This window comes from Paenibacillus sp. FSL H3-0329, assembly GCF_037963285.1.
Taxonomy (GTDB): Bacteria; Bacillota; Bacilli; order Paenibacillales; family Paenibacillaceae; genus Paenibacillus_AQ; species Paenibacillus_AQ odorifer.
Genome location: NZ_CP150150.1, coordinates 880,181 through 905,823 on the forward strand (window position 1 = coordinate 880,181; position 25,643 = coordinate 905,823).

A 25,643-nucleotide genomic window follows, 5' to 3' on the forward strand; every position below is an offset into this window, starting at 1 on the left:
AGAGAGATAAGCAAGGGTAGCGTGTATACCCTTGCTTATTATTTAAGGTGGGACTAGAGAAATGAACAAGAAGAAATGGTTAACAGCGATACTAATCATAGGTGTATTGGCTATCGCCTTCTTTTGGGGCGGGGATTACCAGAAGAGCCCAAACAAGGTCGCTAATAGTAGCGTTGAGACACAGGTTATAGAGCCTGAGAACACTGCTTCCGCAACAAATGATGATGTTGAACCCACTGAGGCAATCGCTACTGAGACAACAGAGATAACACCGTCAGCTACGCCAAGTGAAACAGCTAAGCCCATTGAAGCCCTAAAACCAAATGAATCGGCAACACCAACGGAAGCTGTAACACCAACAGGAACTGCAGCACCAACAGAAGTTGTAACACCGGTCGTAACAACAAAACCTGCTGCAACGAAGCAACCTACCACAACGCCGAAAGCGGCTAAAACGCCCGTGCCGGAAACGAAAGCGACGGCAAAACCCGTAACAAAACCTGATTCAAAAGTAGCGACAACAGAAACCAAGCAGGAACCGAAAAGGGATAAATTTCTTACCGATCCAGTGCCGAGCGGGAAACCTAAACCAGTGGAATGGCAAGATGCAACAGTAGATAAGAAGAAGCAATTAACGGCTACCTTGTCCGTCTCAGCGGCAACAATTTTAGATAACATGGATATTTTTAATGAGGATAAGCTTGAAGTATTGCCGGCAGATGGTATCATTTATAAAGCGCAGAAGGTAACCTTTTATGAAGGTGAGTCTGTGTTTGATGTTTTACTAAGAGAAATGAAGAAGAATAAAATCCATATGGAATTTAGCATGACGCCGATCTATAACAGTAATTATATTGAAGGCATAAATAATCTGTATGAATTCGATGCTGGAGAGCTCAGTGGATGGATGTACAAAGTAAATGGCTGGTTCCCTAACTACGGCAGTAGCCGTTATGTTCTCAAAGATGGCGATGTCATTGATTGGGTATACACTTGTGATCTAGGTCGAGATGTAGGTGGGTATGTAGCCACAGGAGGAGCTCAGAAATAATGAAGGATAGCTTTTCTACCTTTCATCCGTTTGTGAATTTTCTATATTTTGTTGTTGTATTGCTGTTTAGCATGGTGTTTATGCATCCTATATTTCAGGTGATCGCCCTTAGTAGTGCTGTAGCCTACTCAATTATGTTAAAAGGAAAAAAGGGCATCCGATTTAATCTGCTTTACATGATTCCTTTTCTGCTATTTATGGCAGTGATGAATCCTGTTTTTAATCATCAAGGGGTAACGATCTTGTTCTATTTAAACAACGGGAACCCCATTACGAAGGAATCGATTCTTTATGGCGTGGCAGCGGCGTGTATGTTTGTGACGGTAATTATTTGGTTCTCCTGTTATAACGTCGTGATGACCTCGGATAAGTTTATTTATATATTCGGAAAAATACTGCCGGCACTGTCGTTGATTTTTTCGATGGTGCTTCGTTTTGTTCCTAGATATTTAGCGCAAATAAAGGTGATTTCTAATGCTCAAAAATGTATAGGCCGGGATGTCTCACAGGGAAATCTCCTCGCGCGTGCGCGGAATGGGATTACGATTCTCTCCATTATGACCACCTGGGCTTTGGAAAATGCGATTGAGACAGCGGATTCCATGAGATCGAGAGGGTATGGATTGCCGGGGCGTACAAGCTTTTCTATCTTTCGGTTAGATGCCCGAGACAAAGTAGTTCTCTTGATCATGACAGGCTTAATTGCGCTGGTAGCCGTAGGGGCAGTGATGGGTGAGAACACCATGAGATTCTATCCATCGATTAAAGCGAGCACAATTACACCTTTTAGTATTCTTATATATATCGCTTATTTTGCGTTATGTATGATCCCAGTGCTCATCAATATGGTGGAGGCAATGAAATGGAAATCTATCGAATCGAAGAACTAAGCTTTACTTTTCCTGAACAAGAGCAAGCGGCTCTTTCGAATATTAATCTAACGATTGAAAGTGGAGACTTCATTACCATTTGTGGAAAGTCAGGCTGTGGCAAAAGCACTCTGCTTAGACAACTGAAAACAATCCTAACCCCACATGGCAATCGCCAAGGGGCAATTTATTATAAGGGTCAACCTGTAGAGGAGATCGATCAACGCACACAGGCAGCGGAAATTGGTTATGTACTCCAAAGTCCGGACAATCAAATTGTGACAGATAAAGTATGGCATGAGCTTGCTTTTGGGCTTGAGAGCTTAGGGTACGATAATTCTACGATTCGCCTGCGTGTGGCGGAAATGGCTAGTTTTTTTGGGATCCAGACCTGGTTTCATAAAAGTGTGACCGAGCTATCAGGCGGCCAGAAGCAGCTGCTTAACTTAGCATCCATAATGGCTATGCATCCCTCGGTTCTAATCCTCGATGAGCCTACCTCCCAGCTAGATCCTATTGCGGCTTCCGATTTTCTGGAGACGGTCAAAAAAATAAATCGTGAGCTGGGAACAACCGTGATCATGACCGAGCATCGTCTAGAGGATGTTCTTCCGCTTACAGATCGGTTGATTGTGCTGAATGAGGGAGTTGTGATCGCCGATGATACCCCGCAAAAGGTGGGCGAGGCTTTAAGTAAGCTGAACCATCCGATGTTTCTGTCCATGCCCTCACCGATGCAGATTGTTGCAGGAGTAGATCATGACTTAGTGTGGCCTGTTACTGTAAAGGAAGGACGCCAATGGTTGGATGCTTTTCTAAAGGGTAAGACTCCTGCAACGATGGCAGAAACTCAGCCTAGCACGAAAGAGGCCGGCCCTGTAGTCATAAAGTTTAAGGACGTATGGTTTAAATATGATAAAAATGGGCCGAATGTCATTAAAGATTTGTCGTTTGAAGTGAAGCAAGGGCAATTTTATTGTATTGTTGGCGGGAATGGAACAGGGAAGACTTCGACGCTGTCGCTGATGAGCGGAATCCTTCAGCCTTATAGAGGGAAAGTTCTTATCGGCGGGAGCAACCCTGCGAAGATGAATGCCAAAGCGTTGTTTACTAACAATCTGGGCTTCCTCCCGCAAAATCCGCAAACCTTATTTGTGAAAAAAACAGTCGAGCTAGATTTATATGAAATGTTATCCCAGCTCTCTTTGACGAAGGAAGAAAAAAACGCCAGAGTTGAAGCTGTGGTTAAGTTCGCAGAACTGGAACATCTCCTCTCCATGCATCCGTATGATCTCAGCGGGGGAGAACAACAGCGTGCAGCGTTGGCGAAGGTCCTTTTGTTAGAACCAAAGATTCTGCTGTTGGATGAACCGACCAAAGGACTGGATGGGCCCTTCAAAGAGAAGCTAGCCGTATTCCTGCAAAAGCTCAATGCCGAAGGCGTTACTATTGTAATGGTCTCGCATGACGTTGAATTTTGTGCCAAATACGCTGAGGTCTGCGCCATGTTTTTTGATGGAAGCATTATCACTACGAATGAAGCGCAGAAGTTTTTTGCGGGAAACAGCTTCTATACAACTGCTGCCAACCGTATGGCGCGTCATGTATGGAATGAGGGAGTAACGATAGAGGGTGTGATTGATTTATGTCAAAGAAGCAGATAACGGATCGTCGTTTGAGTCGTCGAACTTTATTAGCGGCACTACTAATCCTCATAGTCATTCCAGCTACGATTTTATTAGGCATCTTTGTGCTAAATGATCGGAAGTATTATTTTATCAGTCTATTAATTGTTATCTATACGATGGTTCCTTTTGCGATGGTGTTCGAGAACCGGAAGCCGCAGGCGAGGGAGCTGATCGTTATAGCAGTGTTAGCAGCCATTGCCGTGGCGGGACGCGCAGCCTTTTTTATGTTGCCGCAGTTTAAGCCAGTGGTTGCTATTGTCATCATCGCAGGGGTAAGCTTGGGTGCGGAGGCAGGGTTTCTGGTTGGCGCTGTTGCAGGTTTTGTCTCGAATTTCTTCTTTGGGCAGGGTCCTTGGACGCCTTGGCAAATGTTTTGTTTTGGCATCATTGGCTTCCTGGCGGGCATTTTCTTCAAGAAGGGTCTGCTTAAAAAGAATAAGCTGTCGCTATGTATATTCGGAGGCTTAGCGACGTTTTTCGTATACGGAGGCATTATCAATATAGGCTCGTTGATGATGTTCACTTCAGAGTTCTCCTGGCCGGCTTTAATGACCACTTATATTTCAGGTTTTTGGTTTGATATGGTGCATGCGATCTCGACGGTGGTATTTTTGTTTTTTATTGCTAATCCTATGATTGAGAAGTTGGATCGGATAAAAACGAAATATGGGTTGATTGAGCCTTAGGTTCTTGGTGTTAGCTTTTGGACGTTGTGCGCTGTGGGCTTTTTACGCTGGCGGACGCTCCGAGAACGGACTATTGTTCCAATCGCTGTTGTGTCCAGATTTTTTTGAATTTTTAACCTCAACGGTAAAATCCGGACACAGCATATGCTTACGAAGTGAGCTTTCCTTCGGAAAGCTTTCGGGCGAACGCTCCGCTTTTCCACAATCAGTCCGTTCTCTCCGCTGCTATCAGCGCGAATTCCAAAACACCAACACACAAACACAAACACAAACTAAAGGCTCAACGCCTCCCGCTTCGGTTTTTACCGGAAGGGGGAGGGGAACTAGTGGCTACGAATCAAGCCACTGTGACAAACCACTGAAAAGAGAATATACCTAGTAGTGATGCTCCTAGGTGAAAACTTATAAAAACAGGCGATGTTCCGGTATACCGGTATCGCCTGTTTTTGTCGATTGTGTGGAGTATCTCATTCATTATGCCAAACGTCCTAGAAGTTCATATCCCTATTTTTTTATTTAATGTATAATTCAGAGTGGTTTTTTACATTTTCTTACGAAAAATGGAAGTAAACTAGGCAGCTCGCTCATTTAGAAAATTATAGAACCTTTAAATAAATAGATTAAAAATAATGGGGAGATTTATTTGAGCACACATGTTACCAAAACATTCAAATCTTTAGACCAACAAATTGACTTATTAAAAGAAAGAAAATTAATTATTAGGGATGAAGAAAAAGCTAAACGACACTTATTAGAAAAGAATTATTTTGACTTAATAAATGGATTTGAAACATTGTTATTAACTGATTCAAAAGCTACTAATAAAGAATACAATGGTCTTTTTTTTGAAGACTTTTTATTGTTGTATGATTTTGATAAAAAATTGAATTTAGAGATTTTGAAAATTTTAGATAAATTTGAAATTCGTTTGAAATCTTCCATGGCATATCGGTTTTGTGAAAAACATTATTTAAATGCTTCTGATTCTGCATGTTACATTGATATCAATAAGTATACCAATCCACGTTCAAATCATTTGAGTTTACCTAAAGATTTAGCTAAGAATATTACAGGACATAAAATATTTCAGACAAATATTTATTTCAATGGGGCTACGTATAGTAATTTCATTGAGCATTGCAGAGCTAAATATCCTTATATATCTACTTATGATCACCCGCCGTTCTGGGTGACTATTAAAGTCCTTGAGTTTGGTTCTCTCTTTAGTTTATTATTAGGATTTGAAAGAGATATTTTTGAAAAGGTTATTGAAGATATGGGGATGAAGTACATTGATAAACAAAAGTTTATCAACTCAGTACGAATTTTTATTGAATTAAGAAATACTTGTGCACATTTTCAATTAGTTAATAGATTTCGGACATCGAATCGTTTAAGGATTGATTCGGGTTTAATAAATGATTTAGGTTTAAGAACTAAAATTAATACTGCAGGAGTTTCAACTTATTATGAAATAAGACTATATGACACTTTATTAGTACTTTCCCAGTTTGAAAGTCTAAAAGATATAGAAAAGCTATTTAAAGATTTTTATTTTAGACGTTGTAATTCAAAACGTGAAAAAAGCTTAATGGTAAAGATGTTCGAAAGAATGGGGCGGGGAAAGCATTCAGATTGGTTTAAACTAGGAATGAAATGATTTTTTCTTTATTAATTTTAGAATATATGTTATTATCTATACATAAAATAATCGTGCGTGACGGCGAGTTATCCGAGACAAAGGTTAACTGTTTAGTCAAAAAAAGAGATGCTTATAAGCATCTCTTTTTTTTATTCATTTCATCATAAATAATTAAAATGAATTTTTTAAGCCTATTACCATCTATCGCTCAGTTACAACACTTTGCGATGAACATTCCACCACGGGGCGCCGATGAGTGGCTTCAAGTGTGGAGAGGTCGCCGTCCAGTGTTTTGAGTCCGGGGAGCAGCAAGGCAGCGATGGCACAGAGCAGTGGAAGCAATCCGGCGATGACAAAAAGCGCAGGCACGCCATAGAGTTCAGCAATCGCGGCGCCGGCAAAAGCACCAAAAGGCTGCAAGCCGCCACCGATTAAAAAACGGATGGAGTTGACTCTTCCTTGCAGATTACCCGGAACCAGACGTCCATGGAGTGAAGAGCTTAAGGAGCCGAAGAAGGGAGCTATCGTTCCGGTGGCGAATACGGCGGCAAGGGCAAAAGAAAAACTAGGAAATAACCCCCATAATGTTGTTACTAAACCGATGGTCCCCAGACTGCCGAGCATGACAAGCCGCCTCTTTTTAATTTCCCCTATCATGGAAATGATGCTTAGTCCGACTAAGGTTCCAAGTGCGAAAACTGTACTAAGTGTGCCCATCGTCGCCGCATCACGGTGGAGCACTTCGCGTACAAAAGGAACCATCATGGTCCAGACGGCAATTGAGCTTAGATTACTAATAGAGGCCATCATCATTATCGTAAGCATAGCGGGGAATTGTTTATAGAAGATAAAACCCTCAGCTATTTCGCGAACATAGACGGTAATGGAGAAACGGCCTGGAGCTGGAGAGGGCTTGGGTAGCTTCTGCAGGCACAGCAAGGTAGTGATGGCCGCAACATAACATAACATGTTGATGCTAAGGGCTGGCAGCGCTCCACTGGCAGCGGTCAACGCCCCAGCCAGGGCGGGGCCCAGCAAGACGGCTGCACTTTTGCTGCCATCGATGATAGCAAAAGCCCGCACCAGCTTCCCGCTATCGGCAACGCCGGGAATAACAGCCATGGCTGTTGGCATGAACAGGGCGGCGCAGGCCCCGCTGAGACCAGCGGCGACAAACAGATGCCACAGCTGCAGTTGGCCAGCCAGACCCATGCCAAGCGGCAATGCTATAGCCAGCAGGCGAATGGCTGCCAAGCAGGCCATAAAGCGTACCCGGTGGAGTCGGTCGGACAGCGGCGAGCCCAGCAAGCGCAGCAGCAGCTCAGGTATGCCGGAGCTGAGCGCGAGTGCTCCCATCGCTAGCTTGGAACCCGTCAATTCATAGACGAGCCATTCCATAGCCAACAAGCCAAAAGCATCCCCAAAAGCACTTAAAGTTATGGTTGAGAGTAAACCATAATAGCTGCGTTTTATCATAGCCTGTTCACTCCTTTCTTATATTTCTCGCATATACGCTTACCGTCCTTATATGGACGCTTAAGGCGTTTATGCTTGACTCTCTAGATACGACCCAATCTGCTGCGGTAGCCCATTTAAGGCTTCCAATCGCAGGCTGTACGATGTGCTTTTAACGTTGGTATGGACAATGACCAGACCTGCTGCGCGCAACGCGATCAGATGGTAGTGGATTGTACTTTTAGAAAGTCCGACTTCCCGCACGATTTCCGTGAAATTCAACTGCTTGCCTGTAAGCAAACGAAGGATATACAGCCGCGTCTCATCCGAGAGTGCCCGGGTAAGTCGAAGCAGTGCTGGAGCAGGCCGGCCAGCTTCCGGAGGGAGAACATCACAAGAGTAGCTAGTGAACACGAATTCATCAAACATAGAGGTGGTGACCAGTGGGCGGGCATGATATTGCGGAATGATAATGACCTGCTTCAGACGTTCGGTTGGATAGAGGCGCATTCCGTCGGTTGCTGCTTCAAAGACTTCCATATCATTGTTCCCATTCAGTGTCGTTCGTCTTGACTCGGCTTCCTGTTCAAGCCCCTTGAGGATATTAGGGTCGATTCCATTGAAGTAACCCGCGTTCCATTCGCGCAGGATGTCAGAGGCAGTGTCCCTTAGCTCAGAAAGATTAGAGGGAACCGATTGGCCGAAACGTCCAGATATTTCATACAGTTCACCCGAAGATAAACCATCGAACCAATTCAAAAAGCCGTCTACAGAACGCTCGCCCGGTGAAGACCAAATGTAGGGAGCCAAACTGAAATCATCAAGTTTTTTAACGACCTCTTGCATTTTACGAAGCAACATCGGGGCAAATCTTGCTTGGACTTCACGTACCCAGAGCTTACCGGAATCCATAGCAGTATGGTTCTGCTTGCTTAGAAAAGCAGTCATACTGTTCACACATTCATACATGGGGGCAAAATCGACTTCTACTTTATATTCCATGAGCTTCTCCATTCTTTGAGTAAGTTGCTGAAACATTTATTTGTTCTATAATTATAGAACTTATTATTGGTTTTATTGTAAACGAACTAAAATTCGTTTTCAATAGCCATTCGACTGAAAAACAAAAGAAATTTTAATTACGAAAAAAGACAGTTCCGGTAGGCACATTTTGTGCACTAGGAACTGTCTTTTGATGTCTACACAATTTATATACTTTTTAGGAGTTCCACTTTCTGTCTTCAGGCTCATAATGAAGAGACTAGGTTAAGAAGTAGCCCACAGTAAAGATCAGCGCAACAATAAAGTAATGAAGCCAGTTATTCCAACCGAAGACAAACTTACCGTTGAGCCAGCGGGAGATAAGACAGGTGAGAAAACCGATAATAAACCAAATGAAGTTAAGCGGTTTACATAAGGCATAAAGGGTGATGACGACTAACGTAATATGAGAAAGCAAAAACAAATAAATATAACCCACAGCAGATTTAGCGGAGCCCTTAATTAGAATCCCCACTGCCCCAAGCACACTAACCATTCCATACAAGATTATAAGGCTTGAACCTATCATTTGATGCACCCCCATTAATAAAATTAAACGTTGCGGGGTTAACCCCGTGTCAATTTATATTTGTATGGAGGAGGTTGTACTTTTGCGAATCGGTGAATTTATAGCCCTAACAGGAACTACGAAAGACACCATCAGACATTATGAGGATCTGGACTTGATTATGTCCAAGGGACCAGATGGTAAACGGATATATACAGAGCAGCATCTGGCAGATTATTTTGTCATTCAAGAGTTGAAAAGTTATGGAGTTATACTAAGGGATATCCAGTCTATTTTTAAATTGAAAAGGAGTTATGGGTGTGGCCATGCCGAGTTGATTAAGGAAGTAGGTGATTCTCTGAATCTTCAGCTGGACGGATTGAGACAAGAAGAATTGGAACTCCGTAATCGGATACGGATGCTTGAAAGGCTGGTCCAACAGATTGCTGAAATATAATCAATTGATTATATAAGTGTTTGGTTATATAATAAATCTGAAAATCAGATGAAGAAGGTGTTATTAGATTTGAAGGAATTGAAGGGCATGAATGATTTGACTCAGGGTCCTATTATGCCTACCTTAATGAAATTAACGCTTCCCATTATTGCGACGAATTTCATTTCCACAACTTATGGCCTCGTCGATATGATTTGGGTTGGAAGATTAGGAAGTGGTCCTGTTGCCGCGATTGGCACGGCGAGTTTTTTCATTAATCTAGCGATTGCATTGTCGACTATGATTACGATCGGTACAGGGATTAAGGTTGCGTTTTGTATGGGATCTGGCCAGATAGAGAAGGCTAAATCTTATATGAAAAACGGGTTTATGATGTCTATTTTATTAGGATTTCTCTATATGAGTTTAGTTCTGTTGACCAACAATCGGTTGATTGGTTTTTTTGATCTTGGAAGTGATGAAGTTGAACGGATGGCACGGCAATTTTTAATGATTTCGATCTTCGGGACGGTATTTTCCATCGTAAATACTTTGTTTGCCACACTCTTAAACTCGATGGGAAATAGTAAACAACCGTTTCAGATCTTCTCCATTGGTCTTATGGTTAATATTGTTCTTGATCCATTTTTAATTTTTGGCTGGGGCAGTTTTGAAGGTTGGGGAGTAGCGGGGGCAGCCACGGCAACATTGACAGCGAACATCTTAGTTACGGCTCTTTTTATCATAAAGACAAGAAAGTCAGAAATCATTTCGAACACATCAGCATGGGACAGTCGTCAAATGAAAGAAGTAATCCGTATGGGACTTCCGATCACAATCCAACGGGTCACCTTTACGCTCATATCGATCGTCATTGCTAAGATCATTGTACGTTTTGGGGCGGATGCGATTGCGGTGCAAAAAGTAGGGATTCAAATTGAATCTATTTCTTATATGACAATTGGAGGACTACAGGGAGCTATTGCTGCCTTTTTTGGTCAAAATTATGGAGCACGCCGATTGGACCGTATTGGGCAGGGCTATCGTAAGGCTTTGATCTTAACCTCCATCTTTGGCGTGATCATATCGCTTATATTTATCGCGTTCCCGCAGCAGCTATTTTCCTTATTTTTATCAGATCAGACAAGCCTGGAATTAGGCACTAATTATATGCGCATCATTGGTTACTCACAATTATTCATGTGTATGGAATTGATGACAGTAGGTGCTTTTAACGGTATTGGCCAAACCCATATCCCGCCGATCTTTAGTATTACATTTACAGCACTGCGAATTCCACTAGCCTTGATCTTATCCGGACCTTTTGGCTTGAGTGGGGTGTGGATGTCGATTGCTCTAAGCAGTGTGTTTAAAGGAGTTATTCTTGTGTTCTGGTTTAGAAGATCTTTATTCAAAATGAACAAACAGCAGGTAAACTACTAAGCAAAGGATGATCGTTGAAATGGCTTTATTAAATCGTAAACTCATACAGCTTCTGAGGGATAACCATTTGAATAAGGAGCTTTTTCACGGCGAATTTGGACTGGAAAAAGAAAATGTCAGAGTGGATCCAGAGGGAAGACTTGCGCTGACACCACATCCTAAAGCTTTTGGCAACAAAATGGAGAACCCGTATATTCAAACCGACTTCTCAGAGAGTCAAATTGAAATGGTCACCCCTTCTTTTGATTCTATTGATGAAACTTATAACTTTCTGGAGGCGCTGCAGGATATTGTGTCGCTTGAGCTCAAGGAAGAATATCTGTGGCCAAGTAGTAATCCTCCGAGGCTACCGAATGATCAGGACATCCCCATTGCCAAGATGGGTAATCCGATTGAGGATGAATACAGACATCAGCTAGCAGACAAATACGGTCGCAAAAGACAATTGCTGAGCGGAATCCATTACAATTTCTCTTTTGATGAACAATTTCTGAGACAGCTTCATGACATAGCAGATCCGCAGGTGAGCTTTAAAGAATTCAAAGACGCTACCTACTTAAAAATAGCCCGCAACCTATTGCGGTACCGTTGGCTTCTTATCTATTTAACAGGCGCCAGCCCTGTTTTTGATAAGACTTATATGGAACAATGTGTAGCTCGCGGGGAATCAGATGACGACAAAAGCTTTTATTATCAGAATATGAATTCACTTCGGAATAGCGAATGTGGGTATCGAAATGAAAAGCCTCTTTATGTATCTTTTGCTTCGTTAAAGGATTATGTTCATGATTTACAAGCTTTGATCGAATCGGAAGAATTATTAAGTGTAAAAGAGTTTTATAGTCCGGTTAGAGTGAAGACAGCAAGAGGCAAACATCCTTTAGAGGAACTGATGCAAGATGGGATAGCTTATTTGGAGCTTCGGTTTATTGATCTGAATCCACTCTACAAAATAGGAATCGGCAAAGAAACGATGATTTTCATTCATCTATTTATCTTGTATATGCTGCTGAAGGAGGACGAACCGTTCGGAGTAGAGGATCAGAAGATGGCGAATCTTAATCATGATCAACTAATCATGGAAGGGATAAAGGGATGTTTGCATGATTACGGGGATTCATGTACAACAATGGAGCAGCAGGCATTAACTTGTATTCATGAGATGCAGGATATGATCCAACTGTTGAACCCGGAAAATGAAGTGTTTTTGAACGTATTGCATGGAGCTAAGAATAAAATTGTAGAGCCAGACCGGAGTTTTGCAGCTATTGTGAAGTCGGAAGTTCAACAATCCTCTTTTGTACAATACCATCTGAATAAAGCTAAACAATGTGCTAAGGAAAGTCTTGCGAATGGTTACCGTTTTGTGGGATATGAGGATCTGGAGCTATCTACACAGCTTCTTTTGAAGGCAGCGGTTAAACGTGGCATTAAGTTTCAATTGATCGATCGGGAAGAGAACTTTGTAGTGCTTACGCAAGGTGATCATAAAGAATATGTTAAGCAAGCAACGAAGACCTCCCTTGATTCTTACAGTACGGTATTAATCATGGAAAATAAGATCGTTACGAAAGAAGTTCTTAAACAGCAAGGCATTCGGGTTCCCGCAGGAGAAGCTTTTCGAAATCTGGAAGAGGCAATGAATGCGCATGGCACTTACCGTAACAAGGCTATTGTGATTAAGCCCAAATCAACCAATTTTGGACTCGGCATTACTATTTTTACAGACGACTTCTCTAAAGAAGATTATCAAAAAGCTTTCGAAATCGCCTTCGAATTTGATCGAACTGTGCTACTAGAGGAGTTCATGACGGGAAAAGAATATCGTTTTCTTGTCATGGGTGATGAAGTAGTCGGAGTATTGCACCGGGTTCCTGCGAATGTGATTGGAGATGGTGTACATACGATTGAACAACTGGTGCACGAGAAGAATAAGGATCCATTAAGAGGCCGCGGGTACAAGACACCACTTGAGAAAATTCAGATCGGTGAAGCAGAAGCGATGTTCTTGAACAACCACGCTCAGGCTTGGAGTGATATTCCTCCATTAAACGAAGTCATCTATCTTCGGGAGAACTCTAATATTAGCACGGGTGGTGACAGCCTGGATTTTACGGATGAGATCCCAGATAGTTATAAGGCTCTGGCGATTCAAGCGGCTAAAGCTGCGGGCGCCACTTTTTGTGGAGTGGATATGATGATTGATGACATCAAGGAAGAAGCCAATGATACCAACTATAGCGTTATTGAGATTAACTTTAATCCAGCGATTCATATTCATTGTTATCCTTATAAAGGGAAGAACCGAAAGGCGGATGAACGGATTCTGGATCTATTATTTGGGGAATAAACAGAAGCTCAACCAGTACCTTTGGTTGAGCTTCTGTTTTTAAAGGGGCAATTCGCTCCCTCACCCACTACATGTTCATGTTAGGAGTTACCCGCAGCTGCAACGCCACTAAAGTTTCTGGCTTGGACATTATTAAAGGGATCTGTTGCGGCTGCATTGGTGAAGATCTCCGCTGTATACTGAATTTGACCTGTTGCGACAGCCGCTGGTGGTGGGATATCTACTGCTGTAAAACCGAAAGCTTCATTTTCTCTGCTGATCGCAACCCCAAATGTCGTGGTGAAAATGATCGTTCCGTTTCTGCGAACATTAACGGTATTGGTATTGAAAAGAGGATTGTTTTCTACTTTTAGAAATCCGGTCAAAAGTACGCGGACATTGCCTTGATTCTCAGCCGACACGCCTGCGGTCTGAATACCAATATCCCCAAAAACAAGGGGGGTCGCTGCTAGTGGAATAACTGCTGGTGTAGCATCCGAAGCAGCTTGGTTGGATAGTCTTAAATCTACAAACTGAATGGTCATATTATATTCACCTCCTAGAAATAGAATATGATAGAAGGAGAGTTAACTCTTGGATTTGCTATGTAATTCATCAGCTACCTACTTGCATGGCTTGATGATCAAGTGTTAAATGAAAGAAGGGTTAGAAGTTTAAGGAAAGGCGGGAGCTATTATCAAACATAGGAATAAGTCTAAAAGGATATTATTGATTTCATTAATGCTGTTGGCAGTGGTTATCATTGGTGCGGTGGTGCTTGGGGAACGCGGAGGAATAATGAGTAAATCCGAGAGCTCTTTCAAAAGTCCTGCTGAACCGTCGCCCCTTATCATTACACATGAGAATAGTACAGATGCTATAGAGAACTATGTCATTCTAAAGACGAGCTGGAATGGAGCGGACTATGATCGGGCTTCCTTTTACTATACGGCTTGGCATAGTGAACCTACGCTTCTAACGGGTCTGCATCGCTTGAAACCAGGGGAGAAAATGCAGGTCGACTTTGGAGATTACGCACCGAGTGAAGTCACAGTAAAGATGGCCTATCTAACTGAGAGCTTTGATGAATCGCAGCTTCCAATTGTAGAAGTTCCTGTAACACTCGTCGAAGGGAAATATGAATTTGTGACCCCCCCAGCATCCACCAGTGATATTCCCACTTCGGGTCGCGTCTTTAGTGTTATAGCTAGATGGGGTGAGAACATCTGTGAATATGTCTTCGCCTCAGATGGCAAGTTTGATAACTATGAATATGATTTGTGAGGTTAGTCGAAGATAAGAGATGTTCTAAAGCCGGTCCGGTTTTGGAATATCTCTTTTTTTGTCTCGATTTTAGACAAATCTAACGATGTGTCTATTTTTTAGACAATGCACCGTTATTGTCTAGTTGGGGAGGACTGTTAACCTGATTAACCATTTAGAGCTAAGTTTAATTAGATCGAGAGATGGATGAGAGAATACCCGTTTTTAATATTATGAAGACAACTTTAAGACGAGGGAGGAGTGAACGTCATAGGTACAGAAACGGAAGAACTGAATTATGATGACATTCAAGGAATCGTCTTACAAGAACGCCCTACCCCTTACGTTGGGACCTATATATTGCTGTCCATCGATCATCAACAGGACGGGAAAGTGATGCTGAAGCGGCTTCTCGACGAAGTGACGTCGGCCGGACAGTGGAGTAATCCTCACGAAGGTGCTTGGGTCAACGTTGGTTTTACTTATCAAGGACTCCAGAAGCTGGGGATTCCTCAGGAGTCGCTCAACAGCTTCGACCTGGAGTTCCGGGAGGGTATGGCTGCCCGGGCAGCTAAGCTAGGGGATGTAAACGAAAGCAGCCCGGAGCACTGGGAAGACCCGCTGGGTACTGACAAAGTCGATGTGGCGCTTGCTCTGTTCGCGCCCACCAAAGAAGCGCTGCTTCAAGCAGAAGAAGCAGCCCGTCGAATCCACTGTGAACTGAATGGTGTATCCGTCGTTTACCAGCTGGATGTCGGAATGAATCCTGACGGACGTACTCATCTGGGCTTCATGGATGGAATCAGCAATCCGAGAATCGAAGGAAACCATGTACTCAACGCGGTGGGGCAGGAAGCGGAGATTAAAGCCGGTGAATTCCTGTTCGGGCATTTAAATGAATCTGGCACCATAACACAGGGACCACAGCCGGCAGAACTTGGCCACAATGGAAGTTACCTCAGTTTCCGCAAATTGCATATGAGGGTCGCGGCTTTCCGTCGTTATTTGCGGGAGCATGCGGATAATCGGGAAGAGGAAGAACTTTTGGCCGCTAAAATGGTAGGAAGATGGCCGAGCGGAGCCCCTTTAAGTCTGGCTCCTGAAGCAGATGACCCGGCACTGGGCGAAGATGTCAGCCGACGGAACGCATTTACGTACGGGGATGATCATAAAGGGTTGAAATGTCCGGTAAGCTCGCATATCCGTCGTGCATTTCCCCGTGACAGCTTGCAGGGTTCGGTTGTTAATGTGAACATCCACCGGTTGCTCCGGCGGTCAACGATGTATGGCCCTATACTGCCAAAAGGTGTAATGGAGGATGATGGTCAGGATAGAGGCCTTATTTTTGCAGGTATATGCAGCTCATTGTCCCGCCAATTCGAGTTTATCAAGACCGATTGGTTAAATGGAGGCAATTTCGCGGGTATGTCAACCGAGAAAGACCCTATTACCGGTAAGAATGAGGGGGAAGGGATGTTTACCATTCCGGACAAACCTATTCGCCACCGGATGAAAGAAATTCCAAGTTTTTCAATCACCAAAGGCGGGGAGTATTTCTTTGTTCCCAGCATGACTGCATTACGGTGGATGGCAGAGTTGGATCAACATATATCTAAGGAGGAATTAACATGTTAGAAGGACAAGATCAGACTAATCCGATTACAAGCGCTGGACGTGCCGGCCTGCGGGAAGGTGAAATATCTGAGCTTACCATCATTGCGCCGCTTAAAGATGGTGGGGCGGATCGTCTCCGTGAGAAGCTGAAAAAAAGCGCATCGAGACAAGCCGAAACGATGGCGAAGATCGCGACCGTTCACGACATGCGCTTCGTAATCTTTGATAACGACACGCGGCTGTTGTTCGCGACGGCTTATGATGGCGACTGGGATAGTTATATTGATGATTTTGGAACTGAAATTCCAGAGTTGTTGAATAACATGTTTAATGAAGTGAAGGATTTTCCGGGAATTGAATCTTCGGAAGCGAAAGATTTCATCGCCAACCATCAGATCACTGCATCTGGCTGGTACAGTGCTTATCCCGATGCCACGGTCAGAGATATTTGGCGTGGACAGCGAATTACGAAGGCCTGGAACGACCTACTTGACGCATCACAAAGCTGAAAAACTAGAAAAGGGGGCCTTGTCCCCTTTTCCTTCCTGATAAATTACAAAGAGGTGAACGAAAATGAACAATAATAAATCAGTGTCGTCTGAACTCGCAGAAGAAGCAGTAAACTCCATTGAGGAGGTAGCAGGCAAATATCCGGGTTATCGACGCGCGCACGCCAAAGGTGTTGTCTACCAGGCGGTGTTCACCCCTAACGGCCAAGCGGGTCCTTTGACAACAGCGGCACATTTGCAAAATCATGAGGTGCAAGCTCTCGTACGCTTCTCCAATAGCTCGACTAATCCGTCCATCCCTGATGTTTTTTCGCCTGCAAAAGGAATGGCGGTTCAGTTTGTATTGCCTGATGGGGGCGTGACAAGTTTGGTGACAATTACATTACCGATCTTTTTTGCCAAAACACCGCAATCCTTTATTAATATCTTACGTACAATTAAAGAAAATTCGTTTGAGGGAGCGACCATTGCAGACAAATTCAAAGCGGTCATGGAGAAGTATTCGGAAAGCCGGGCTGGGCTTCAAGCCGTGAAAATGCTGCAATCGCCACTCAGTTTTGCAACCAATCGTTATCATTCCATTCATGCCTATTACTTCATCAATGCTGCTGGCGAGCGGCGGGCTATTAAATATGAGTGGGAACCGGAAGCGGGTCTGCACTTTCTGGTCAAGGAAGAGGTGGAGAATCGATCTCCCGATTATTTGGAGGATGAACTAATCGAGAGACTGTCCAAAGGTCCTGTGACGTTTCAATTGACAGTAATTCTCGGACAGGAGGGAGATCCTACGGATGACCCGACGTCTGCTTGGCCCGAAGACCGGGAACGGATTGTCGTCGGACATTTGTCGATCACCGGCGTGGCAGACGAGAAGGCTCAAGAGTACGTTTTTGATCCGACGGTTGTACCTGCCGGCATTGAATGCTCAGAAGATCCTATTCTGAACTTCCGTCATGATGCCTATGCGGAGTCACATTCCCGTCGAAGTACTAATCAGTAAGCATTTATTTTATATTCTATTAATATGATCGGGCTGTCCTAAAATGTCTGCCGACATCCTTAGGGCAGTCTTTTTAGGTATGCCTTGTGACACTCTTGTAACAGAGATTGGCTACGATAGGTTACGAGGTGAGAGAATGAAGAAGTTTAAAGGGTTTATCGTATTGATTTTGTTGGCAGTTGTAGGATGCAGTGCAGCAACACCACAAGCAAATCTTGAACCGGATAAGGAGGTAAAGAAAGAGGTCAATGAGAAGATCGTTTTCTGGGATCAACAGCGAAAAGGAACAAATTTTATGAACTCCAAATCTATACCCGAAAATTATGATGCGGCGAAAGAAAATAATATAGAGTTCATTCGACTTGCGCCAGATAAATGGGCAAAAGATAGTGATTTCCTGTTTAACGATCAACCGGATGCCAATCCAGACAAAGACTTTTTAATAGGGAATGCAGATAAATACGAGGGGCTTGTTGAGGACGATTTCACAGCGTTAAAGGCAGACTTGGATGCAGCCGAGGCGCGGGGTTCAAAAGTAGTGCTGACAGTCCTTAGTCTGCCCGGAGATCGGTGGCGACAGTTTAATGATTATACAAATGATGATCGAATCTGGAAGGATTTCAGTTATCATGAACAAGCGGCAACGTTTTGGAAGGATCTTGCGGAAAGATTAAAAGATCATCCTGCAGTGGTCGGCTATAATCTTATTAATGAGCCACATCCTGAACAAGCTACTGGATTTAATGATTTCTGGACAGAGGATTACAACGAGTGGTATAGCTCAGTGGAGAATACTCCGGCGGATTTGAATCTTTTATATGAGACTATTGTGACAGCGATTCGAACCGTAGATACGGAAACCCCTATTATCGTTAATTCAGGTCTGTATGCCACGCCATGGGCCTTTAAATATTTGAAACCCATCGATGATGCAAATGTATTATATGCTTTTCATATGTATGAACCTTACGAACTCACCAGCCAAAATAAGAAAAAAGGCTTAACCTATGAATATCCTGGAACGGTTAAAGTGGGTGAGGAGAAGACGGAAAAAGCATTTAATAAGAAAGCTTTAAAGGATTTTCTAGAACCTATCGCACAGTGGGCAGAAAAGAATAACATCCCTGCTAATCGTATTGTCGCTGAAGAATTTGGCACGAACCGGCTTGTAAAAGGTGCAGATCAATACTTGGCTGATTTAATCTCGATTTTTGATGATTACGGCTGGCACTGGGCGTTTTATGCGTTCCGGGAGGATACTTGGGATGGCATGGATTATGAACTTGGCATTGAGCCTCCAACCTGGGAGTATTGGGAAGCGATAGAGAAGGGTGAACAGCCTGATCGAAAGACAGTCGATAACCCGATATGGAACGTACTGACGAAGGGACTAGAGAAGTTGCAATAGCGTAGCATGAAAATATATGAAAAGGTGAAACCTGTAAAGGATTTCGCCTTTTTCTTCTGATAACTACAGCAAGGAGAATCTAAACTTTGAATATCTTAATTGCGGATGATGAGAAACATATGATCACTATATTGAAGACTTATTTTGAAAAAGAAGGCTATAACGTTTGGACAGCTGCGGATGGTGAGGAGGCGCTTGAGCTCTTTTTTTCGAATAGGATCGATCTTGTGGTGCTGGATTGGATGATGCCTAAGCGAAGCGGTCTTGAGGTCTGTAATGAAATCAAGAAGGTCAGTTTGGCTAAAGTTGTAATGCTGACCGCAAGGTCTTCCCATGATGATGAATTCAGTGCCTTGGATATAGGGGCAGATGAATATATAAGAAAACCATTCGACCCACGGATTTTGATGCTTAGAATTAAAAAAATGCTAGGCACCGAAAAAGTGGCTGCGATTAGGGATTTAGAAATCGATTTTGAGCGGAAGAAAGTGTACAAGAATGGGGCCGAACTGGCGTTATATAAAAAAGAATTTGAATTGCTAACCTTCCTGTACGAGCATAAAGGGCGTATTTTATCCAGAGATGCCTTATTGTCTGCGGTTTGGGGAATGGATTATCTGGGCGAAGAAAGAACGGTAGATACGCATATTAAGAGGCTGCGCGATAAGATTGGGGCCGACCACGTGATCACGCATAGGGGAATGGGGTACAGCTTCCATGATAAAAATTCATAAAATAAGTACGAAGTTATTGATCATGGTGAGCATTATTTTGCTGATTGTTTTTGGTACGTCTTATTTCCTGCACAACTATTTCTCAGCAGATTATTACCTATACAAAATGAAAACCAAGATCAACACCATTTATGACGAAGTAAAGGATCTCCGTTTGGATCAACTCATGGAAAATGAAAGCAGGATCGAGAACAATAATAACGTAACGATTGTTAGGGTTGAAAACAGTGGAAGTACAGCAGAAATTAATGAAAATATTCAATTTGCGTTGTTTAAAGATAAGGTGGCACTTAATAAATTTTGGATCACAGATGAGGTATTACAAAAAGTAAGACAAGGCAACACGGTTAATCTTTTATTTAATCAGGGCAAATTGAAATCGAGTCTGTTAACGAAAATATACGAGCAGGATAGCAGTCTGATCCTCATCGGAACTGTGGTTGTGCACAATACAGATGCCTTGACCCTCGTAAATCAATTCAGCTTTTACTCCATTCTATTGGGGATTATTATCAGTTTGCTGTTAGTGGCTTATTTTTCAAAAAAGATCATTACACCGTTAGAACAATTGCAGGATGTCGCAAAGGATATATCCAATCTCGATTTTAAACAAGTGACGATTCAAACGGGGGATGAAATCGAAGAGCTCTCGAAAAGCATCAATCAGATGAGTCAGCGTCTAAAGAGCACCCATGCCAAATTGGAGGAGAAAAATCAAAGTTTAAATACCCTTATCTCAAGCATTTCGCATGAAGTGAAAACACCATTATCCTTAATCCAAGCATATACGATTGGCATTCAGGACGGTCTGGATGATGGCACGTATACGGATATCATTTTGGAGCAAGTGAAGTATACGTCGGATATGGTGGATTATTTAATTAAATTGTCCAAGATCCAGAAGTCAGAAGTGCATAAAGAGCCTTTTGATCTTAAAGAGCTTCTGCTAAAAGTGATCTCACAATATAATATTACGTTAAAAAATAAAAACATAACCTTAATGAGCGACTTTCATTCGCTTGAATCCTCTATCGTTGAAGAAGATATCAGCCAAATCGAGATAGTATTCAACAACTTAATTAGTAATGCCATTAAGTATGGTGAAGAGGATTTTTTTGAAATAAAACTACGGAGTGACACTACGCGTACATTAAAATTTACGATCTCCAATAAAACCACTCGCCTGAAAACGGAGCATTTAGCGTATATCTGGGACCCATTCTATGTAATTGAAGAGTCTCGAAATAAAGAAATCTCCGGTACTGGACTTGGCCTGTCCATCGTCGCGGAGATACTTGCTAAAAACGATCTGAAATACGAGTCCAGATTAGAGGACTCGTATATTAGTTTTAGTATTTGGTTTGAAGTTAAGGAGGGAATTTTGGAACTGTAGGAGCGTTAGCGTTCGCCTGAAAGCTTTCCGAAGGAAAGCTCGCATCGGAAGCATAAGCTGTCTCCGGATGTTATCCGCTGATAGCGGTAAAATCAAAAACATCTGGAGACAACAGCGACCGAAAGTCCAACATTCCCGCAGTTACGCACAACACCATATTAAAGGTCTTTTCACCGCATCCATCGCAATATCATTAATTAAGCTTCAAAAGCGCCGCATTATCAATAAAAGTAGCCGTATTAAAAAGCAGCAAGACATCCTTGATGTCATTTTGAGCCATATAATCACTGATGTTTCCATTATAATAACGGATATCGATCACATGGATTTCAGGCACATGCTGAGTCAGGAAAGGAATAACGCTATGTGCATAGGAGTCTTTGATGACGAGCAGCTTTTCCTGTTTGACCGTTGTTGGATCAAGCTGGCTGGTAATTTTCATGAGCGCATGTACGCCCCCTAAGAAATAAGAGTACTTATCTTTTTTCGCCAGATAACTTGGGTCATACATACTTGTTAAAGTCTCACCGGTATCTTGAATGTACATTTGGGTGGATACCTCATGATTAGGTTTGTACATTTGAATGGAGTCAGGTGTGACCCCGATAAATTGCCCCCGGGTATGATAGCTCCCGAGAAATGAATTACTCACAGTCTGAATCTGGTATTCGCTCCGGGACAGAGGCTGCCAGCCCATGCTTTGAGCATAGGCTACATAAGCTAAGTAGGCACCGTAGGTTGTCCAGTGATGGTCGGTCCGATAGTAAATGGGTTCTGCGGCATGTGGGCTAAGAACATCAAATCCATTTATAAAAGTAAGGCTATCTCCTACATCCTTAGCTATTGTTTGATTCACCTCAGCTTGCGAGTAGACAGGAGCTAACCAGGGTAGACGTTCCTTGTACAAGCCAACCGATGTAGGTGCCAATAAGAAAGTGGTGTTTGCATCAGGATTGTTATCGGCGAAGCGTTTCACAGCTGCTGCATATTGCTGAACTTTAGTGTAATCAGGTGCTGCAAATTTTTCGAAAAGATAGCCGTCTTTTCCCTTATAGATTCCGTTATTCTCTTGCTGCAGCCTCATCTGTTCCACCGCCGATTTCACCCATACCCATTTGGCCCGAAATGGAAAATGATCGGTTACAAAGCTTTCGGCCTCTTCCGCATAGGTGTGGGATAATAAATTGTCCCATGTCAGATGGGGTGCCTTTTGCAAATACCGGTTCTCAAGCTCAGAGAAACGCTGAACAGGCAGTAAGAAAAAAAGGATAGCGACCAGAAATAACGTTGCAGCAAATCCCCCAACCAGGATTCGATCCGTCTTCAGCTTCATAAACAATCACCCCCTAATGGTTAGAATCGGAAATATAAAAATGGATTAAAGGTTGCATCTACTAAGTAGGCTACAGATAGGAAAAATAACACGCCATACCAAACAAGAGCAGGAACCGATCTAGAATCCATCCGCTTGGAGAGCTTCACAGGTGTAGAGGCAAAGGTTAACACCACGAGTAGAATCGCGTTCGTGTAAGTGAAGTATAAAGTGGTATTATTCCATAACGGCTGTCCATTAAAGCCAAGCATCGCTTGTAAGTAGCCAATGACCAGAGGAAGTTCTTCAAAAGCGAATAAGACCCATCCGATGAGTATAAGTACTACAGCATATAAATGTCTTGTCCAACGGGGGAGGTGGCTTAATAGCTTTAATCCCCACCATTTTTCAAAGATAAGAATGACCCCGAAGTATAATCCCCAGAGCAGAAAATTCCAGCTTGCCCCGTGCCAGATACCCGTGAGCAGCCATACGATGAGGATGTTGCGCACTTGAACGCCTAACCCCCGGCGGTTGCCTCCAAGCGGGATGTAGACATAGTCACGAAACCAACTGCTAAGGGAAATATGCCATCTCCGCCAGAAGTCAGTAATACTCTGAGAGATATAAGGTTTGTTGAAGTTCTCGTTAAAGCGGAAGCCGAACATGAGACCGAGACCAATAGCCATATCCGAATACCCGCTGAAGTCAAAATAGATCTGAAAAGCAAACGCAATAATCCCAAGCCAAGCGGTTAAAGCAGGCAGGGAATCTAGGTTGGAGCTGGATATGGTGTGCCAGAGCAGACCGATGTTGTTGGCGAGCAGTACTTTTTTGGCTAATCCGATTATGAATCTCCGTACACCTTCTGCGAACATGGGGATATCGACCGAACGTTCACGTAGTTGCCCGGCAATGGTGTTATATTGAACAATCGGACCTGCTACTAACTGTGGAAACAGCGCTACGAATGTACCGAAATCAATCCAATTGCGTTGTGCTTTCGAAGTTCCTCTATAGACGTCAATAATATAGGACATGGATTGAAAAGTATAAAATGAAATCCCAATAGGTAAAGGTAAATCCGTTAAAGGAATATGTGTACCGAGGAGTCCATTTATATTTTGGATGAGAAAATCTGCGTATTTAAAATACGACAATAAGCCTAGATTAATAATGACAGAACTAACCACAATCCACTTGCGCTGCACCGCAGTCAGCTTTGGTCTGCTGAGCAGTAGACCAAAGCTGTAATCTGTAATGGTGGACAGCAACATGATTACAATGTAGACAGGTTCGCCCCAAGCATAAAAAACCAGGCTGCTTAAAAACAATATGAGGTTTTTGATTCGCCAGGGCGAAACATAATAGAGCGCTAGGACAGCCGGCAGGAATAGGAATAGGAAAAGTAGGCTGCTGAATACCATGGTTATTTATTTTTCTGTGAAGTAAGTATCGAAGTCTGCTACGAGTTTATCTTGATCCGCAGGATCAGCAATAACGAACAGGAAATAGTTACCCTTTTTAATAAGTTTATAGTTCTTGGCATTTTCGTATTGATCAGGCAGATAGGTTTCGAATTGTTTTTGAACATCTGTTGCACGCGCTTTAATGGCATCCTCAACAGTGGTCATATCTTTTACATCTTTAACTTTCAGAACGGCGATTTCGTTAGTTTTCACATTCATCATAGGCATTCTAATGCTATAATCTTCAAGCAATTCTGGGTTGAGATGATATAGCTGTTCGACAGTAGCCGCATCAAGCTCCATTAATGATGGCTGCTCAACTTTGCTCAGCATTTGATCGACCATTTCTTTTGCAGTTAGATTCGTTTCAATGGCAGCTCCATTGTTACTGTTGTTGCTGGAACAGGCGCCAAGCACCACACTTAGTACAATGGTTAACGCTAGCATGAAGGTATGCTTTTTCAACTTAGGTCACTCTCCTTGATGTATTGTCTGAATTTCTCTAGTTACTAACGTATATAGTCGATAGAATGTTGCGCTGGATACTTACTTCGGATACTTTACCCATATTTTTGCGGAAATATGATATTCACATGAATTCATGCAAAGATCTTCCTCTCTTAGCTTGCGCAATGGTTGGTTATACTGTTACTGTAAGATAGATAGTTTTTAATAGAAGGGGATTGAACGGAATGATCGAAGAACTGAACAATGAACTACCGGAGAATTATGAGGAATTAAAGAAAGCTGCCAACCGCTCTGCGGATTGGAGAGCACGTCTAGAAGCAGTTGAAGAGCTGGGACAGACCAACCACAAACAAATTATCGATATCCTGACGCGTTTAATGGAGAGCGATCCTGTATATACAGTTCAAGAAGCTGCTTACCTTAAGCTGAAGGCTTTTGGTGAAGACGTTAAGGTGCCATCGAAGAACAAGCCTGAACTAGTTAAAGGCGTATCCAAGATCCTGCTGAGAATTAAAAAGAGCCTGCCAAGAGATCATTCTTACGAGGACTTCAAAGAGAAGCTGAAGAAGATGAGAGTTGACGTGTACGACGCTTATGAAGGTGAAAAAGGCGCTGACTTCGATACGTGGCTGATGAAGATGTGGACTTCTGCGAATAAGTAAAGGATGACAATATGCACACCAATAAATTGACAGAACAATTTCAAGAATACCTTAAGCTGTCCGCAGAATTACGCCCTGATTATATTGCCAGCTTGGGCAAGGGCGGTAACGAAGCAAAGATTACGGCAGTTTTGCCGGAGACTCCTGAACTGCTGAAAGCTATTTATAGCACTGTCTCAGGGACAAGCAGTGAGGAAGAGGAACCAAGCCTTATCGAATTTATTCCAGGGTACCGCCTGATTCATATGGATGAATATGAAGAGGAGATGAAGGTATTAGCTGGGATATTGGAGGAAAAAGGTCAACATCCTGATGGAGTTATCTTGCCTATCTTAACGAACTATGGCAGTGATTTCATTTGTTATTATAAGTCTGCCGATGGTGTGGAACAGGTATGTGACCTGCTCCATGATTTCGGCGATTTAATCGTGATGTATGATTCGCCCGATAAATTCTTGGAGACCTTATGCGAGTTCTACAAGCAGGAGGTTTATTTCCTGGATGAAGAGGGCTACCTCGATTGCGATTTAGTATTAGAAGGCGAAGTTGGCGCGGCGCTGAACCCGGATGCGAAATATTGGTCCGAGTAACGACCTGATGCCAAATAAACAAGAGCAGCAGTCCATTTATGGACTAGCTGCTCTTTATTTTTTAATAAGGTGA

24 protein-coding genes are annotated in these 25,643 nt (G+C 42.9%); 17 read left to right on the forward strand and 7 right to left on the reverse strand.

All coding sequences use genetic code 11. From position 1 onward, the window contains the following. Positions 1 to 61: 61 nt before the first annotated feature. The 5 genes from NSQ66_RS03840 (at position 62) to NSQ66_RS03860 (ending at position 5,954) form a co-directional block, all read left to right on the forward strand. Positions 62 to 1,051, forward strand: coding sequence for a DUF4430 domain-containing protein (locus tag NSQ66_RS03840; protein ID WP_076142153.1), 990 nt, complete (start codon positions 62 to 64; stop codon positions 1,049 to 1,051). After that, a complete protein-coding gene (locus NSQ66_RS03845) occupies positions 1,051 to 1,941 on the forward strand; it encodes an energy-coupling factor transporter transmembrane component T (RefSeq protein ID WP_076142152.1) in 891 nt (296 codons plus the stop codon). The genes NSQ66_RS03840 and NSQ66_RS03845 overlap by 1 nt, the downstream gene beginning before the upstream one ends. Beyond that, positions 1,914 to 3,584 (forward strand): ATP-binding cassette domain-containing protein, encoded by a 1,671-nt coding sequence (locus NSQ66_RS03850; protein ID WP_076142151.1) that lies wholly within the window; start codon positions 1,914 to 1,916, stop codon positions 3,582 to 3,584. The genes NSQ66_RS03845 and NSQ66_RS03850 overlap by 28 nt, the downstream gene beginning before the upstream one ends. Next, positions 3,566 to 4,294, forward strand: coding sequence for an ECF transporter S component (locus NSQ66_RS03855; RefSeq protein WP_076105347.1), 729 nt, complete (start codon positions 3,566 to 3,568; stop codon positions 4,292 to 4,294). Before NSQ66_RS03850 ends, NSQ66_RS03855 begins: the two co-directional genes overlap by 19 nt. A 643-nt stretch (positions 4,295 to 4,937) precedes the next feature. Beyond that, complete coding sequence (locus tag NSQ66_RS03860) at positions 4,938 to 5,954, forward strand: Abi family protein (protein ID WP_076296212.1); 1,017 nt, start codon at positions 4,938 to 4,940, stop codon at positions 5,952 to 5,954. Positions 5,955 to 6,137: 183 nt separating this feature from the next. Here the strand turns inward: NSQ66_RS03860 and NSQ66_RS03865 are convergent, their stop codons facing one another. From NSQ66_RS03865 to NSQ66_RS03875, 3 genes are all read right to left on the reverse strand, one after another. Continuing rightward, positions 6,138 to 7,412, reverse strand: a complete 1,275-nt coding sequence (locus tag NSQ66_RS03865) for an MFS transporter (RefSeq protein WP_076142149.1) — start codon at positions 7,410 to 7,412, stop codon at positions 6,138 to 6,140. 69 nt (positions 7,413 to 7,481) lie between these two features. Continuing rightward, positions 7,482 to 8,393, reverse strand: coding sequence for a winged helix-turn-helix domain-containing protein (locus tag NSQ66_RS03870; protein ID WP_036684895.1), 912 nt, complete (start codon positions 8,391 to 8,393; stop codon positions 7,482 to 7,484). Positions 8,394 to 8,652: 259 nt separating this feature from the next. Further along, entirely contained in the window at positions 8,653 to 8,961 is a 309-nt protein-coding gene (locus tag NSQ66_RS03875; protein ID WP_076098680.1) for a hypothetical protein, read from the reverse strand. A gap of 64 nt (positions 8,962 to 9,025) precedes the next feature. Here NSQ66_RS03875 and NSQ66_RS03880 point away from each other — a divergent pair, with 64 nt between their 5' ends. Genes NSQ66_RS03880 through gshAB form a run of 3 tightly spaced genes read left to right on the forward strand, consistent with a single transcriptional unit; the run spans position 9,026 to position 13,169 of the window. Further along, positions 9,026 to 9,397 (forward strand): MerR family transcriptional regulator, encoded by a 372-nt coding sequence (locus NSQ66_RS03880; protein ID WP_218640741.1) that lies wholly within the window; start codon positions 9,026 to 9,028, stop codon positions 9,395 to 9,397. 48 nt (positions 9,398 to 9,445) lie between these two features. After that, entirely contained in the window at positions 9,446 to 10,819 is a 1,374-nt protein-coding gene (locus NSQ66_RS03885; protein ID WP_249267769.1) for an MATE family efflux transporter, read from the forward strand. A 19-nt stretch (positions 10,820 to 10,838) separates the two neighbouring features. Continuing rightward, the gene (gene gshAB / locus NSQ66_RS03890; RefSeq protein ID WP_076142148.1) at positions 10,839 to 13,169 is read left to right on the forward strand and encodes a bifunctional glutamate--cysteine ligase GshA/glutathione synthetase GshB; all 2,331 of its coding nucleotides are present in this window, start codon (positions 10,839 to 10,841) and stop codon (positions 13,167 to 13,169) included. 80 nt (positions 13,170 to 13,249) lie between these two features. On the opposite strand, the gene NSQ66_RS03895 is transcribed toward gshAB, so the two are convergent. Then, the gene (locus NSQ66_RS03895; protein ID WP_036684901.1) at positions 13,250 to 13,693 is read right to left on the reverse strand and encodes a hypothetical protein; all 444 of its coding nucleotides are present in this window, start codon (positions 13,691 to 13,693) and stop codon (positions 13,250 to 13,252) included. 184 nt (positions 13,694 to 13,877) lie between these two features. On the opposite strand from NSQ66_RS03895, the gene NSQ66_RS03900 reads away from it, so the two are divergent. The 7 genes from NSQ66_RS03900 (at position 13,878) to NSQ66_RS03930 (ending at position 21,069) form a co-directional block, all read left to right on the forward strand. After that, positions 13,878 to 14,432 (forward strand): hypothetical protein, encoded by a 555-nt coding sequence (locus tag NSQ66_RS03900; protein ID WP_076142147.1) that lies wholly within the window; start codon positions 13,878 to 13,880, stop codon positions 14,430 to 14,432. Between the two features lie 240 nt (positions 14,433 to 14,672). After that, positions 14,673 to 16,046 (forward strand): Dyp-type peroxidase, encoded by a 1,374-nt coding sequence (locus NSQ66_RS03905; RefSeq protein WP_081386542.1) that lies wholly within the window; start codon positions 14,673 to 14,675, stop codon positions 16,044 to 16,046. Beyond that, positions 16,040 to 16,534, forward strand: a complete 495-nt coding sequence (locus tag NSQ66_RS03910; protein ID WP_052096778.1) for a hypothetical protein — start codon at positions 16,040 to 16,042, stop codon at positions 16,532 to 16,534. Before NSQ66_RS03905 ends, NSQ66_RS03910 begins: the two co-directional genes overlap by 7 nt. Positions 16,535 to 16,598: 64 nt before the next feature. After that, positions 16,599 to 17,534 carry a catalase family peroxidase gene (locus NSQ66_RS03915; RefSeq protein ID WP_038568789.1) on the forward strand — a complete coding sequence of 312 codons (936 nt, stop codon included), beginning with the start codon at positions 16,599 to 16,601 and terminating at the stop codon, positions 17,532 to 17,534. Between the two features lie 136 nt (positions 17,535 to 17,670). After that, complete coding sequence (locus tag NSQ66_RS03920; RefSeq protein WP_052096780.1) at positions 17,671 to 18,942, forward strand: cellulase family glycosylhydrolase; 1,272 nt, start codon at positions 17,671 to 17,673, stop codon at positions 18,940 to 18,942. An 86-nt stretch (positions 18,943 to 19,028) separates the two neighbouring features. Further along, positions 19,029 to 19,676: a response regulator transcription factor gene (locus NSQ66_RS03925; RefSeq protein WP_076142146.1), complete on the forward strand. Its 648-nt coding sequence runs from the start codon at positions 19,029 to 19,031 to the stop codon at positions 19,674 to 19,676. Further along, positions 19,660 to 21,069 (forward strand): HAMP domain-containing sensor histidine kinase, encoded by a 1,410-nt coding sequence (locus NSQ66_RS03930; RefSeq protein WP_081390173.1) that lies wholly within the window; start codon positions 19,660 to 19,662, stop codon positions 21,067 to 21,069. The genes NSQ66_RS03925 and NSQ66_RS03930 overlap by 17 nt, the downstream gene beginning before the upstream one ends. A 193-nt stretch (positions 21,070 to 21,262) precedes the next feature. Here the strand turns inward: NSQ66_RS03930 and NSQ66_RS03935 are convergent, their stop codons facing one another. From NSQ66_RS03935 to NSQ66_RS03945, 3 genes are read right to left on the reverse strand one after another with little or no spacing between them, the layout of a single operon-like run. Further along, complete coding sequence (locus tag NSQ66_RS03935; protein ID WP_076142145.1) at positions 21,263 to 22,402, reverse strand: DHHW family protein; 1,140 nt, start codon at positions 22,400 to 22,402, stop codon at positions 21,263 to 21,265. Between the two features lie 20 nt (positions 22,403 to 22,422). Further along, positions 22,423 to 23,808: an MBOAT family O-acyltransferase gene (locus NSQ66_RS03940; protein ID WP_036684909.1), complete on the reverse strand. Its 1,386-nt coding sequence runs from the start codon at positions 23,806 to 23,808 to the stop codon at positions 22,423 to 22,425. 6 nt (positions 23,809 to 23,814) lie between these two features. Beyond that, positions 23,815 to 24,315, reverse strand: a complete 501-nt coding sequence (locus NSQ66_RS03945; RefSeq protein WP_036684911.1) for a DUF4358 domain-containing protein — start codon at positions 24,313 to 24,315, stop codon at positions 23,815 to 23,817. Positions 24,316 to 24,542: 227 nt separating this feature from the next. Here NSQ66_RS03945 and NSQ66_RS03950 point away from each other — a divergent pair, with 227 nt between their 5' ends. Further along, on the forward strand, positions 24,543 to 24,980 hold the full coding sequence (locus NSQ66_RS03950; protein WP_036684913.1) for a HEAT repeat domain-containing protein: 438 nt from the start codon (positions 24,543 to 24,545) through the stop codon (positions 24,978 to 24,980). 11 nt (positions 24,981 to 24,991) lie between these two features. After that, positions 24,992 to 25,570 (forward strand): SMI1/KNR4 family protein, encoded by a 579-nt coding sequence (locus NSQ66_RS03955; protein ID WP_076098672.1) that lies wholly within the window; start codon positions 24,992 to 24,994, stop codon positions 25,568 to 25,570. Positions 25,571 to 25,643: the final 73 nt, after the last annotated feature.